Origin of the sequence: Algoriphagus zhangzhouensis (assembly GCF_900148515.1) — a bacterium.
GTDB lineage: Bacteria > Bacteroidota > Bacteroidia > Cytophagales > Cyclobacteriaceae > Algoriphagus > Algoriphagus zhangzhouensis.
Genome location: NZ_FRXN01000003.1, coordinates 688,736 through 703,525 on the forward strand (window position 1 = coordinate 688,736; position 14,790 = coordinate 703,525).

The 14,790-nt window shown below is 39.4% G+C and carries 12 protein-coding genes; 10 read left to right on the forward strand and 2 right to left on the reverse strand.

From position 1 onward, the window contains the following. The first annotated feature begins 160 nt into the window (after window positions 1-160). From BUF13_RS13250 to BUF13_RS13260, 3 genes are all read left to right on the forward strand, one after another. Window positions 161-1,450, forward strand: coding sequence for a nucleoside hydrolase-like domain-containing protein (locus BUF13_RS13250; RefSeq protein ID WP_073572271.1), 1,290 nt, complete (start codon window positions 161-163; stop codon window positions 1,448-1,450). Window positions 1,451-1,599: 149 nt separating this feature from the next. Beyond that, on the forward strand, window positions 1,600-3,147 hold the full coding sequence (locus BUF13_RS13255) for an arylsulfatase (protein WP_073572272.1): 1,548 nt from the start codon (window positions 1,600-1,602) through the stop codon (window positions 3,145-3,147). Window positions 3,148-3,348: 201 nt separating this feature from the next. Further along, window positions 3,349-3,684, forward strand: a complete 336-nt coding sequence (locus BUF13_RS13260; protein ID WP_073572273.1) for a HopJ type III effector protein — start codon at window positions 3,349-3,351, stop codon at window positions 3,682-3,684. A gap of 68 nt (window positions 3,685-3,752) precedes the next feature. Here the strand turns inward: BUF13_RS13260 and BUF13_RS20650 are convergent, their stop codons facing one another. Next, the gene (locus tag BUF13_RS20650; RefSeq protein ID WP_166669833.1) at window positions 3,753-3,923 is read right to left on the reverse strand and encodes a hypothetical protein; all 171 of its coding nucleotides are present in this window, start codon (window positions 3,921-3,923) and stop codon (window positions 3,753-3,755) included. Window positions 3,924-4,761: 838 nt separating this feature from the next. Here BUF13_RS20650 and BUF13_RS13265 point away from each other — a divergent pair. The 3 genes from BUF13_RS13265 (at window position 4,762) to BUF13_RS13275 (ending at window position 10,079) form a co-directional block, all read left to right on the forward strand. Continuing rightward, window positions 4,762-7,992 (forward strand): SusC/RagA family TonB-linked outer membrane protein, encoded by a 3,231-nt coding sequence (locus tag BUF13_RS13265; RefSeq protein WP_073572274.1) that lies wholly within the window; start codon window positions 4,762-4,764, stop codon window positions 7,990-7,992. An 11-nt stretch (window positions 7,993-8,003) separates the two neighbouring features. After that, entirely contained in the window at window positions 8,004-9,479 is a 1,476-nt protein-coding gene (locus tag BUF13_RS13270) for a SusD/RagB family nutrient-binding outer membrane lipoprotein (protein ID WP_073572275.1), read from the forward strand. Between the two features lie 111 nt (window positions 9,480-9,590). Beyond that, window positions 9,591-10,079 carry a hypothetical protein gene (locus tag BUF13_RS13275; RefSeq protein WP_073572276.1) on the forward strand — a complete coding sequence of 163 codons (489 nt, stop codon included), beginning with the start codon at window positions 9,591-9,593 and terminating at the stop codon, window positions 10,077-10,079. A 99-nt stretch (window positions 10,080-10,178) separates the two neighbouring features. On the opposite strand, the gene BUF13_RS13280 is transcribed toward BUF13_RS13275, so the two are convergent. Then, window positions 10,179-10,895: a 3-ketoacyl-ACP reductase gene (locus BUF13_RS13280; protein WP_073572277.1), complete on the reverse strand. Its 717-nt coding sequence runs from the start codon at window positions 10,893-10,895 to the stop codon at window positions 10,179-10,181. 173 nt (window positions 10,896-11,068) lie between these two features. Between BUF13_RS13280 and BUF13_RS13285 the strand changes: the two genes are divergently transcribed. The 4 genes from BUF13_RS13285 to BUF13_RS13300 all read left to right on the forward strand — a co-directional run bounded on the left by BUF13_RS13285 (window position 11,069) and on the right by BUF13_RS13300 (window position 14,726). Then, on the forward strand, window positions 11,069-11,638 hold the full coding sequence (locus tag BUF13_RS13285; protein ID WP_073572278.1) for a Crp/Fnr family transcriptional regulator: 570 nt from the start codon (window positions 11,069-11,071) through the stop codon (window positions 11,636-11,638). Between the two features lie 176 nt (window positions 11,639-11,814). Continuing rightward, window positions 11,815-13,398: a sulfatase-like hydrolase/transferase gene (locus BUF13_RS13290; RefSeq protein ID WP_073572279.1), complete on the forward strand. Its 1,584-nt coding sequence runs from the start codon at window positions 11,815-11,817 to the stop codon at window positions 13,396-13,398. Between the two features lie 91 nt (window positions 13,399-13,489). Beyond that, window positions 13,490-14,050, forward strand: a complete 561-nt coding sequence (locus BUF13_RS13295) for a YdeI/OmpD-associated family protein (protein WP_073572280.1) — start codon at window positions 13,490-13,492, stop codon at window positions 14,048-14,050. Window positions 14,051-14,075: 25 nt separating this feature from the next. Then, window positions 14,076-14,726, forward strand: a complete 651-nt coding sequence (locus tag BUF13_RS13300) for an NAD-dependent epimerase/dehydratase family protein (protein ID WP_073572281.1) — start codon at window positions 14,076-14,078, stop codon at window positions 14,724-14,726. The last annotated feature ends 64 nt before the right edge of the window (window positions 14,727-14,790 follow it).

The following is a 14,790-nucleotide window of genomic DNA, read 5'->3' on the forward strand; positions in this document are numbered from 1 at the left end:
AATGTATTAATTATCAATATCTTTTTCTTCAATTCACCATTTGGAATAAAACTTAAGGTTCAAAATCCAGATTTTTATTTCAAATAATCCCACTTTCACAAACCACAGGACAGCTATCATTCTAAAGATCCGCATCTTAAGGATTGAATGAATTCTAGATATGTATAGAAATTTCCTGCTTTTCCTTCTTTGCCTAATCTCTATTCAGCTTTTTGGACAAAACACTACATCATCAAAACCCAGAGTTTTGATCAGTACAGATATTGGAGGTACCGATCCCGATGACAATCAAAGCATGGCTCACTTACTCATGTATTCTGATCTTTTTGATTTGGAAGGATTGGTCTCATCTCCATCCTATGGAAGTGGAAATAAGGAAGAGATTCTACGGATGATAGATCTGTATGAAAAGGACCTACCTCTCTTACAAAAACACAAAACCGGTTTTGCTAGCCCAAATTATTTGAGATCTATTACCAAACAGGGAAGAAAAGGGGCCGCACCATTTAAGGGTTATATCAGCTCTACAGAAGGTTCTGATTGGATCATCAAATCTGCAAAAAAGAAAGACAAGAGACCTCTTTGGGTCTTGGTTTGGGGAGGACTGGATGATTTGGCTCAAGCACTGCATGATGCACCGGAAATTCAGAAAAACATCAGAGTTTATTGGATCGGAGGACCAAACAAAAAATGGTCTGCCAATAGCTATGCCTACATCGCTGCCAATTTCCCAGATCTATGGATGATCGAGGTCAACTCAAGCTACTATGGCTTTTTCTCAAACAATCAGAAACCTGATGTGGTCAAGACCACGGATTACTACCAAAAGAATATAGAGGGAGCCGGACATCTCGGAGGCGATTTCAAGGACTATTATGGAGGGGAAATCAAAATGGGGGATACTCCTTCCTTACTCTATCTGATGAATGGAAATCCCGATGATCCCGAAGGTGAAAGCTGGGGAGGAAGCTTCGAAAAGATCCGAAGAAGCTCTCGTGTGATCTTTGAAAGAAATACCACAATTGAGGATTCAATGGCTTTTTGTACCGTAGTGGAATATCGATTCCAAGGTCCAGAGATCAATGTCCCAGCTGATTCTGCTGTTTTCCAGATGGAAGTCCCTTATGGCGATGGCAAACAAGTTTGGCCGGGCTTTTATTTAGGAGATGGAATTTACAGTCTTCGCTATGCACCCAAACAGGCCGAAGTTTTGAAATTTATTTTCACATCAAAAATCGATAGATTTCCCACTGGAGAAGGTCAGCTCGTTGTCACCAATCTCTGGCCAGGCAAAGCCCGTCCTGAGGATTACTTTCTGGGAGAAAACTGGTATTCAGACTCCAGCAAACCGGAAGATTTTGATGGAAGATTACAAGGTGGAAATACCATTTTCAAATGGAGAAATGACATTCTAAATGACTGGGCTATTCGCTGGTCTTGGCTGAAATAAGAATCAAGCCATTGTTAAATTTGTTAAAATCACCTCCATAATAATCGAAACACCTAGTTAAACCATTTTTCGAGTTGTCAGTTAGTTAGGTTAAAAGTCAAAAAATTCTGAACTTAGTATTACTAACCAACAATTTTATTCACTCTAAAATGAAAAAACTTCTTTTTATTATTCTTTTTGCCATAGGCAATCTTGCGATGGCTCAAGAGAAGCCCAATATCCTAGTAATCATGTCAGATGATATGGGTTGGCAAAACCTAAGTATTTATGGATTGGGTACTATGGGATATACCACCCCAAACATTGACAGAATAGGTCGGGAAGGGATTGTATTTACTGATCATTACGCCCAGCCTTCCTGTACTGCAGGTAGAGTGGCATTTATCACTGGTCAATATCCAATCAGAAGTGGTATGACCACGGTGGGACGTCCAGGAGATGATCTTGGTCTCAAAAAAGAATCTCCTACACTAGCAGAAATTTTGAAAGGACAGGGTTATGCTACTGCACAGTTCGGCAAAAATCACCTAGGCGATCAAAATGAGAACCTGCCTACTGTTCATGGATTTGATCTATTTTATGGCAACCTCTATCACCAAAATGTGTCTGAGGAATATGCAGATATAGACTATCCTTCTGATCCGAATTTTGAGAAAAATTATGGACCAAGAGGCATTATTCACTCCGTGGCTTCCAGCACTTATGATGACACAGTCGACCCCCGATTTGGAGTGATAGGAAATCAAAAAATCCTAAGTGATGAGAAATTCACCATTGACTGGATGAAAACTATCGACAAGGAGTTTTTTGCAAAAACCGAAGAGTTTATGTCTGAAGCCCAAAAAGATGACAAACCATTTTTTGTGTGGTTAAACCCGGTTAGAATGCATATGCACACTCACCTTTCAGATGAATCAAGGTACTTAGCCAAGGATTATACTTCTGGGGATGATAAATACGGAAGTGGCGTAATAGAGCACGACCAAATGGTGGGAGATTTATTAGAATACATGGAGAAAAATGGTCTCCTAGAAAACACAATCGTCGTATACACCACGGATAATGGACCAGAACATGAAGCAATGTTCCATGCAGGAGCAACACCTTTTAGAGGTGATAAAATGACCACGTTTGAAGGAGGTTTGAGAGTTCCGACAGTTGTAATGTGGAAAGATCATATCAAACCAGGTCAATATTTAAATGGTATCCAATCACATATGGATCTATTCACCACACTTGCTTCTGCAGCTGGCGTTGATAATGTCGCAGAGAAAGTAGCTACTGAAAAGAAACAATATATCGATGGAGTAGACAATTTGGATTATTGGTTGGGCAAGGAAGATAAAAGTAAGCGTCAAGACTTCTTATACTTCTATGAGTCCAACTTGATGGCGATTAGAATGGGAAATTGGAAGGTTAATTTTCAAACTACTGAAAATTATTACGGAACCTATACCAAGTATAAATTCCCTTTGATGTTCAATCTTAGAATGGACCCCTTTGAATCCTATGACAACACAGACGCACAGACTTGGGCCATTCAATCCAAACAGTTCGTCAATGATTTCATAATGAAAAGCTTAAACAACTTTACAAAATCAATGGTGGAATACCCACCAGTGCAAAGAGCCAAGTCACTGGACTTTAGCTCCATGATGGATCAAATCATGTCCAATGTCGGCAAAGGAGGACACTAATTAGTTCTTTCAAGATTTTTAAAAAGCGCTGGAAACTCACTTCCAGCGCTTTTTTTACCCAATTTTAAATCGGGAAATACGAGAAACAGAGAATCGCTATCTCCATACTCCAATCTCTTTGTCTCATATCTCTATTTTCCACTCTCTCAATCCCTATTCTCGATTCTCCATTTCCCTCAATATGCCTTATCTTCGCGACCTATGAATATCCTAGAACAGCTAAAAGACTCTCCTCAGAACATTCAATTCTCTGATGTCATCGAATACATCGATTCCAATTACAACTTCACTCCTACCCAATTCACCAATGGAAACACGGTCAATGAAGCCGGTCAAAATAATGGAAGTTGCAAGGTATTCTCCTTTGCAAAACTCCAGAACCTAGACCAAAATCAAACATTGGCACTGTTTGGAGATTACTTTAGAAAGGATGTGTTAGAAAACCCTGATGGAACAGACCATCAAAATATCCGAAACTTCATCCAATTCGGTTGGGAAGGAATTCAGTTTGAAGGAGAAGCACTTTCTGAGAAATAACAAATACCATCTTATAGAAAAAGCGCAGAAAATCTGATTTCTGCGCTTTTTTTTTGGTTTTTACCTAATTACGAAATACGAAGAACTGAGGAGCCTCTATCATCAATCTCTCCATCGGTGGTGACGATTGTTCTCGGCTTGGTAGAAGAAGGTTCAGGCTTGGCTTCGATTTGGGATTCCCTCTGAGGCTGACAAGCAAAAAGCAAGGCCAGAAGAAACAAAGAGTAGATTGGTTTCATTGGTTTTGGGTTTGGGTGATAAATCCTCTGAAAATAAGAAAATAAGACAGTGAAGTAAAAAGGGATAAAAATAAAAAGCTAAAAGAGAGTTCTGTCAATCCCAAAAGAACAAAAAAGGCCGGTCTTTAATGACCGGCCAAGCAGGGGGCTTTAAGCAGCCTTTCTCATGTTAAGTTTAATCCGAGGAGTTCTTCCTCCGGCCTTGCCCTGCGAATCTCTTTCTTAGATCCTCATCGATCGATTAACCTTATGGGAAATTTATTTTGCCCCTACTTTAATATTTTCTTGAAGTATTTGGAATACAAAATTAACAAAATAGGTGTAAACCTATAGTCTTATTAGACTAAAGGGTGATTTTGCAGCTGAAAGGAAGGCAAAAAATTCTTTTATCAAGTGAAGTTAAAAGTGGGACTAGCACCATATCAAAATTTAAGAAATGATCTCCTTTATTTTTAGGAAAGCAACAACATTGTAAAAACATCTTTTTCGAAAAAAAACAAAACTATTCACCTGTCGATTTTCAAAACACCCAATTTAATAGACTAATTCTTTAATTTAAAATTATATTCTGTCATATTCAGTATATACGGAATTTATACTACGTTTATTCATACTAATTCCAAACTATTCAACATTAAATATCTTCTCAATAGAATAGAGGAATACAACGACCTAAAAATCAACCACATTTTTAACCTTTCATGTATATTTTTAAAAGTTTGATATAAATTCAAAGCTATTTTTTAATAAATGACAAAAATCATTAGCAATTGATGTGATTTTTTAATGTACATTTCGGCAATTTTAATCAAGTTCAAAAAACCAAAACCTTACTTAAATGAGAAGAATTTTATTGATTTTCTCGTTCTTTCTTGTCGCCACAAATTTGCTGGCGCAGGATCGAATGGTTTCAGGTAAAATTACCGCTGCCGAGGATGGCAGCCCAGTACCTGGCGTGACTGTTTTGCTCAAGGGCACAGCAGTAGGAACAGTTTCCGACATGGATGGTGGATACCAGATATCAGTACCATCATCAGGGGGAACTCTCGTGTTTTCTTTTATCGGTTATGAAACCGTAGAGGAAGTAATTGGAGAACAAGCAATCATCAATGTGTCGCTTGGCCAGGATGTAACCAGTCTATCAGAAGTGATCGTAACAGCTCAAGGGATTGAGAAGACAAAGAATGAACTTTCTTATGCCGCTCAATCTGTCAGTGGCGAATCCCTTAGCCAAGCTCGAGACAATAACCTGATGAACTCTTTGTCTGGTAAAGTATCCGGGGTTCAGATTCAGAAAAACAACAGTATGGGTGGATCCACTAACGTAATTATCCGTGGATTTAAATCCCTTACTGGAAACAATCAGGCTTTGTTTGTAATCGATGGCGTTCCGATTGACAACACAACTCATAATGCTGGCGGTGTAAACCGTGGCTATGCGGGTGTCGATTATGGTAACGTGGGTGCTGATATCAACCCAGACGACATCGAGTCAACTACAATCTTGAAAGGTCCTGCAGCAACTGCTCTTTATGGGTCTAGAGCAGCTAACGGGGTCGTGATGATCACTACCAAAAAAGGCAGAAAGAATGGCATCGGAGTTACTATTAACACCGGTATTACAGTATCAACCATTGACAAAAGCACTATGCCAACCTACCAAACTCAATATGGTGGTGGTTATGGTAAATATTATGGTCCTACAGAAGATGGATACTTCGACATGGCTGATGTAGATGGTGATGGAACATTGGATCCTATCGTACCTACTTATGAAGATGCCTCCGTTGGGGGAGCTTTTGATCCAAGCCTTTTGGTTTACCAATGGAATGCATTTGGTGATCCTACCAGCCCTACCTATTTGCAAAAAACACCTTGGGTAGCTGCTTCTTCTGATCCTTCAGAGTATTTCAAGACTGGGTATGTGTACAACAACAGTATCGTAATCGATGGTGGTTCTGACAGAGGACAATTCAAATTGGGCTATACTAGAACCAATGAAAAAGGTGTTCAGCCAAATTCTTCTTTGAATAAAAACTACTTAAACTTCAGCGCTTCTTATGACATCGTGAAAAACTTGACAGCATCTGCTTCAATGAACTTCACTCAACAAGATGCGATAGGTAGATATGCTACAGGTTACGGTGGAAACAACAACCTGTCCAGCTTTAGAGAATGGTGGCAGGTCAACGTAGACATCAATGAACTAAAAGACGCCTATGACAGAACCGGTCAAAACATTACTTGGAACTGGTCCAGTGGTCTTCCAAATAAGACAGGTTTGATTTATTGGGACAACCCTTACTTCGCTGCTTATCAAAACTATGCAAGTGATGATCGTCTTCGCTACTTGGGTTATGTAAAACTTGATTATAAAATCACTGATTGGTTGAATATCATGGGAAGAGTCTCTCTAGATAGCTACAACCAACTTCAAGAAGAGCGTACTGCTGTGGGTAGTATCAACTACCAGCCAGGGGAATACCTTCGTAGAAACATTTCTTTCAGCGAGTACAATTATGACTTGTTGGCCACCATCAACAAAGAGTTGAATGATGACTTCAAATTGACTGGTGCCTTGGGCTCTAACGTTCGTAGAACTTCAATTTCAGGAATCAGTGCTGTAACAAACGGTGGTTTGACTGTACCGGGCATCTATGCATTATCAAACTCATTGAGCATGATCGAAGCCCCTGCAGAATCTTACTCTGACAAGCAGGTAAATGGCTTATTTGCTGATGCTGAATTGGGGTATCAGGATTACCTTTTCGTAACCGGTGCTTTCAGAAGAGACGTTTCTTCTACTCTACCTGACGGTGAAAATGCTTACAACTACTTCAGAGTTTCCTCCGGATTTGTATTCTCCAATTTCATCCCTGACAACCCTACATTTACTTATGGTAAATTGAGAGTGAACTATGGCGAGGTAGGTAATGACGCACCATTCAACTCATTGGCTGACCTTTACAACAAGCCAACTGGTTTTGGAACAGTTCCTTTATTCTCTATGCCTAGCACCAAGAATAACAGTGACTTGAAGCCAGAAAGAACAAAAAGTTACGAAATCGGTACTGAGTTGACATTCTTTGACGGAAGACTAAGCTTGGACGTCAACTACTTCAAATCTTCTACTATCAACCAAATCCTTCCGGTAACAGTATCTACAGCGACCGGTTATTCTTCTAAATATGTGAATGCTGGTTCAGTAGAAAACAAAGGATGGGAAGTAACGGTAGGCGCTAATATTGTCAAAGCTGGTGACTTCAGATGGGATGTAAACCTGAACTGGACACGTATCAGAAACAAGGTGACTGAACTATATGGTGATGTAACCAACCTTCCTCTAGGTAGCTTCAGAGCTGGTGGTGGATCCCTAAACGCTCCTTTGGGAGGCACCTATGGTACTATCTATGGTTATGACTATGTCTATACCAATGGCCAAAGAACTGTATTACCAAACGGTAGATATCAAAGAACAACCACTGCTTCTAACCCAATCGGTAACATCAACCCTGATTGGACAGGTGGTATTCAAAACTCCTTCTCTTACAAGACTATTTCAATGAGCTTCTTGATCGACATGAAGCACGGTGGAGATGTTTACTCTGCTGATATGTATTATGGTTTGGCGACAGGTTTGTATGCTGAAACTGTAGGAACCAATGAACTAGGCAACCCGATCAGAAATCCTATTTCTGAAGGTGGTGGTATCCTGAAAGAAGGCGTTCAAGCTGATGGAACAACCAACACTGTAAGATTGGCTATGGATGCATATCCAATGAATGGTGGCACTGTAAACCCAACTGCGGCTTATGTGTATGACGCGAGCTACATCAAGCTCAGAGAGTTGTTGGTTTCTTACTCAGTTCCAAAAAGAATTGTTGACAACTGGAAAGCTATTGGCTCTTTAACCTTCTCAGCTGTAGGAAGAAACTTGTGGATCATTCACAAAAACCTACCATATGCAGATCCTGAAGACAACTTGGGAGCAGGTAACAACCAAGGATATCAAGTAGGTAGTTTACCGGCAGTTAGAAACATGGGCTTCAACATCAAAGCAACCTTCTAAAGAAAATCAACATGAAAAAATATATTTCAAAGACAATTCTCGCTGCTTCCGTATTAATGGCAACAGCATGTGTGGATGATCTTACGTCATTGAACGTCAATCCTAAAGCATATCAGTCTGGCCTAGTTCCAGAAGGACCATTTTTCGCAAATGCTTCTAGAAATGTGGTGGATCAGGTCACTTATGGAATGAACTTCAAGATTTGGTCTCAGCAGTTTGCACAAACCACCTATTTCACGACCAGTAATTATACTTTGACAGACGTAGGAAGTGGCTTTTGGTCATCTTTATACCAATCAGTATTGATTGATTATAAGGAAGCTAAAAAGATATTAACCGACAATCCTTCATTTTACGCAGGGGTAGACCAAAACAAAATGGCTCAGATTGAGATCATGGAGGTGTTTACCTATTCTCTGTTAGTAACAACTTATGGAGACATCCCTTATTCTGGAGCTCTAAACACCAGCTTAAAGGCGGAAGCATTGGATCCAGACAACTTGACTCCAGCTTACGATGATGGAGAGGAAGTTTTTTATGATCTATTGGACAGATTGGATGCAGCTATTGCTGATCTAGATCCAGATGTTGACAATGGTGGAGATTTGGGTTTCGGAGCTTCGGACTTATTGTTTGGAGATGATATCACCCTTTGGATCAAATTTGCAAACTCATTGAAGTTAAGAATGGGGATGTTTATTTCTGATTCAAACCCAAGCTTGGCAAAGAGCATTGTGGAAAGTATCAGCGCATCAGATTTGATTACTTCAAATGCTGAAATTGCACAGCTTCAATACCTAAGCACCACTCCAAACACAAACCCTATTTGGGTAGGTTTGATCCAGAGTGGTCGTGAGGATTATGTAGCTTCCAATACCATGATGGATATCATGCAGGAGCCTGCTGTGGATGATCCACGTATTCCAGAGTACTACACACTTGATAACTTTGGTGGATACTCAGGAGGAACTTACGGAACAAGTAATGCTTATGTCAATTTCTCTAAAGCAGGTGCAAAAGTAACTTCTGCAACTTGGCCTGGAATCCTTATTGACTATACAGAGGTGGAATTTCTTTTGGCTGAAGCTCTTGCAAAAGGATTTACAGTTGCAGGAACTATTGCTGAGCACTATGAAAATGGAATCAGAGCTTCCATGGATTATTGGGGTGTAGCTGAGGCTGATGCTGATCTTTACATCGCTGATCCAGATGTGGCCTACGCAACTGCAATTGGCAGCACTGATCTTCAAAAAATCGCTCGTCAAAAGTACATTGCCATGTTCAACAGAGGCTTTGAAGCTTGGGGAGATTATAGAAGATTTGACTATCCAGTATATAATGTACCACCAAATCCAGGAGGACCATTCCCTGTAAGATATACCTACCCTGTTGCAGAACAAACTTCAAATGGCGAAAGCTATACTGAAGCAGCTGCAGCAATCGGAGGAGATGACCTAGATGTGAAACTATTCTGGGACGTAAACTAATTACCAGCTAGTTTTTTTTAGAAGGGCCGTTCTGAAAAGAGCGGCCTTTTTATTTTGGGACATGTTGGTTCAAAATGATATTTTACAAGGACAAATACCAAATCAGGATAAATGGGAAATTATAAAGCCAACGCAAAAAACACCTGGAATTTCAGCTTAACCGAAGATTCTCGAAAAATCGGTGATCTGGCATATGAAAAATGGTATTCATTCAAAGCTGAGATTAAGCTATCCGGCAGAGAGAAATACAAATTGGAACCCAAAGGATTTTGGGACTCAAAAATCGAACTAACTGATGGGAGGCAATCTCTTCTGGAGTTTAAAATGGGCTGGAAAGGAATTCTCATCAACACATTTTTTGAAGGAAATGAGAAAACCTATTTATTAAAACTCAAAGGTCTTTTGAGCAATCAATATGTCTTGCTCGATACCGACCAAGAAGAGCTTTTGGTAGCTCAGGCTAACTTCAAATGGAAAAATCTAACCTTTGATTTTGACATTGAAACAAGCGAAAAATTTGAAGGTTTTGAACAAAAGGAGCTACTCCTATTGACTATACTCCACTGCATCAATTATTATATGAATAATTCTGCAGGATAGGCCTGCTCCTTTATTTCGATTCATCCCAACTCCTAAGCAATAGGCCAAAGCTTAAAAAAAAGAGACAACTACTAATTAGCTGTCCCTTTATAATTTTAATCAAGGATTGGTCGAGAAAATAGAACCATTGGCAATCAATGCACGACGGTTCATTTTTAGGATATCTCTCACCCACTCTGCAAAGTCTTCCGGCTGAAGAACCTTTTCTGGATTTCCATCTGTCAAGCCAGCTTGGATACTCATATCAGAAGCGATGGTACTTGGAGTCAAAGTGATCACACGGATATTTTGCTTCCTCCACTCGGCCATCATAGACTGGGAAAGTGAAATCACTGCAGCTTTGGAAGCTGCATAAGCAGACATATGAGCCCCACCTTTCAGTCCGGCAGTAGAGGATACATTGACGATATCACCTTCTCCTTTTTCTTTCAAATAAGGATACACAGCCATCGCTGCATAATACACCCCAAACAAATTCGTCTGGATTACTTCTTGCCAATCCTCAGAAGACATGGCCTCCAGAGTTCCCATCTTTCCGATACCAGCATTGTTCACCAAAATATCTACTCCACCCAACTCAGCTACCAAAGCATCGATTCCAGATTTTACTGCAGCTTCACTTGAAATATCAAATGCAGCATAAGCAGCTTTTACTCCCAATCCTTTAAGCTCCTCAACTGCTGACCTAAGGTTTGCTTCATTTCTACCTGTTATACCAATATTTACACCCTCTTGAGCTAAAAGTGTTGCGATAGCTTTACCCAAACCACGACTTCCCCCAGTGATAATGGCTATTTTTCCTTTTAATGAAATCATATCTTATATTATTATTCAAAATGAAAATCCGAGATTAAATCATAAAACCTCAATTAAAGAAAGTCAGTTTCATAAAATGAATGTTTTTAATTAACTAAGGACAACTCATTAATTACAATTTGAATACTTTGGGTTGTTTCATTTTGATAATTTTGTAAAAAACAGAGTTTACTGTGGAGAGACTTCAAAAGAAATCCCCTTACCTAACTACGAATGATCTTTTAGAACTTTCTGGATTTGCTGAAGTTGTTCAATATTCAAAAGGTGAAATAATCATTGATTACGGACGCTATTGCCCATACTTTTTTCATGTATTAAATGGAGTCGTTAGAGGAAGTCAATATACTGCTAATGTGGACGAGCATAATCTTTTCTTTATCCATGACGACCAATGGTTTATTACTCCAGAAAAGCTTCTGAGCAAAGAAACAAAGCCTAGTTCTCACATATTTGAGGCTGTCTCTGATGTCACCCTCATAAAGATAGACCATGAAAAACTACTGAAATCCGCCACCCAAAACCCACATCTTTTTGAGTTCTATCATGATGCTATCTTGGTAATCATGACGTCTTTTTTAGAAAGAATTAAGTTATTGACTATAGAAAATGCAGAGGAAAGATATAAGAATTTAGTTGCCACAAGACCACTATTATTTCCTCATGTTCAAAAGAAACATTTAGCTCAGTTTTTAGGCATTACACCGAATTCATTTTCTAGAATTTTAAAGAAACTAAAGGAGTAATAAATAACGATTAATTCAGTATATAAATACCTAGAATTACCATTTGAATAGTATTGCTTTTTTAGAATTCCCGTTCTTTAATGAAGAATTTATTATTAGTAATTTAAAACACTTATATAAGCCAAGTGTTTGATTTTTAAACCCTTTTTCAGAACCAATCCAAAATTTTAATTACTATGAAACATCAAATTTTAGGCTTGTTCTTTTTGATCTCATTGGTCGGAAATTTAGCAGCCCAGGAAAAAATTAGTGTTTTCGACGAAACTGTAGTTGTCAAAGACAATTTGGAGCCAGTGATCCCAAGACCTTTACAGGAAAGTATTGCTGAAAAGAAATTGGCTTCTTTGGAAAGCCGTACCGGATCCAAACCCAATATTTTGATCTTCTTGGTAGATGATCTTGGCTGGGGAGATATCGGAGTCAATGGTGGAGGGGTGGCAGTAGGCGCTCCTACTCCTCATGTAGATAAGCTAGCTCGAGAAGGAAAACAATTCAAATCCTTCTATTCCACCCCGACTTGCACCTCTTCTCGTGCAGCATTAATTACTGGACGACTTCCAATCCGCAGCGGATTAACAAGACCTTTATTGAGTGGTGACAAAGTTTCCACGAACCCTTGGAAGATCGAAGTTTCCCAAGCCAAACTATTGGCAAATGCTGGGTACAAATCCGCTTTAATCGGAAAATGGCACATTGGGGAGGGTGAAGACATGCTTCCTCATGAGGTTGGTTTTGATTATTTCTACGGTCTTCCAGCTGTGCAATCCGATTACACACAATACTTGGTGGACAGACAATATGCCGATATGATCCGAAACAAGGATCTTCATGACAAAGCTTTCCAAATGCGTCCTGAGGGCTTGATCATGGGGCATAAAGGTGGTCCAAGAGAAGTTGGTTTCGAAATCAACAATTTGGATGACATGAGAATGGTGGATGAAAAGTTGAAAGATGAATCAATCAAATTCATCAATGAAAATGCAGGCGAAAACCCATTCTTTTTAGTGCATTCATTCACTGCCATTCACAATGACACTTACTCCGGGAAAGATTTCATCGGCAAAAGTCCTGCAGCCATGCCTGTAAAAGATGCCATCGTTGAAATGGATGCTATCATTGGAGAAATCATGGATGTCTTGGAAGCTTCCGGTCAGCTGGAAAACACTTTGGTATTCTTTACTTCTGACAATGGTGCCAATGAAGATGTATTCCCAGATTCTGGATATCACCCTTGGAGAGGTGGAAAAGGAACGACTTGGGAAGGCGGTGTAAGAGTTCCAGGAATTGCCTATTGGAAAGGAATGATCGAACCAGGTCAGGAAACCAATGAATTGATTGATTTGACAGATTTGTACATGATTTCATTGCGACTTGGGGGAGTAATGGATCAGCTACCATCCAATTTATATTTTGACGGGATTGATCAGACTGCTTACCTATTAACTGAAAATGGACATTCGAAAAGACAGGCTATTTTCCTATGGAATAGCACCGATTTCTGTGCTGTGAGATGGAAAGACTATAAGATTCACTTCCAAATTTTTGAAACGAAGGCTCCTCGAAGAAATCTGGATATGACGACTCTAACCCGAGTCGGAACTGCTCCTTGGGTATTCAATCTGAATGTAGATCCAAAGGAAATGAGCAGTGAAGGGCATCGCTACTTTGAATGGGGAATGCCAGCAGTAATTGCTTTCCAAAAAAGACATCTGGCAACCATGAAAAAATATCCGAATACGGATTTGGGATTAGGGTTTTAATCGACTTTCTGCTTGAATCTTCAACCCTACCAAGCACTTAGTTTCGGTAGGGTTATTTTTTTTCTAACTTACTTTCCAAACCCGTCTAAAAATGACCAAAGTAGACAACTGGCCGGAGGCCCTAAGCCGACTCAATGAAATTATTTCCAAAACTGAATTGGTAAAAACTGTCAAATGGGGAATGCCGGTCTTTACGATCAATGGAAAAAACGTGGTCGGTTATGCTGGGATGAAAAATCATTTTGGAATCTGGTTTTACAATGGAGTTTTCCTTTCTGACCCATATGGAGTTTTAATTAATGCTCAGGAAGGCAAAACCAAAGCCATGCGTCAATGGAGATTTGAATCCATGGAAGAAATAGATGAGATCAAAATCTTGGAATACCTCCACGAGGCTATTCAAAATGAAAAGGATGGAAAATCCTGGAAGGCTGAAAAAGGGTCTGAAATGGAGATTCCGGAACAATTGGATGAAAAACTTCAAGCAGACAACAAACTAAAAGAGGCTTTTGAATCTTTGACTCCTTTCAAGCAAAAGGAGTATATCGAGTACATCACAGAGGCAAAAAGAGAGGCCACAAAGCTAAGCCGATTAGAAAAGATCATTCCCATGATTTTGGAGGGAAAAGGCTTAAATGACAAATACAGGTAGAGAATAGTTAAGAAAAGTAATCCCTATGAAAGTTATACTTACAGGAGCCACTGGAATGGTAGGAGAAGGCGTATTAATGGAATGTCTTGAGAATGAACATGTTTCTCAAGTCTTGGTGGTAGGCCGTCGATCCATTCAAAAATCTCATCCAAAACTATCAGAATTAATTGTTCCTGACTTTCTAAAGATCAAGGATTTTTCGGAGCAACTGATAGGCTATGATGCATGTTTCTTCTGTGCAGGAATCAGCTCTGTGGGGATGAAAGAGGAAGATTATGTCCGAATCACTTACGATACCACTTTAGCATTTGCCAAGACTCTTGTGGATAAAAATCAGGACATGGTATTCAACTTTGTTTCCGGTCAAGCTACAGACTCAAGTGAAAAAGGACGGGTGATGTGGGCCAGAGTGAAAGGAAAAACAGAAAATAACCTGATGAGATTAGGTTTTAAAGGACAATACAATTTCCGTCCTGGAGTAATGCTTCCAGTTGAGGGTCAAAAGAACTCTAAAAGAGCATACGTAGGAATTGCAAAAATCATGAAGTTCTTCACCCCAAAACTTGTTCTTTCCATTGGAGATATTGGAAAAGCGATGATCAACGCTGTACTCAATGGATATCCAAAGCAGGTATTGGAAATTAAAGATATCAGGGTTTTAGCCCAGGAAGAATAAAAAATAATAACACAAAGGGAAATTGGTTCTATCAAAATTATTAGGGTAATAGGCCTAATTTTAA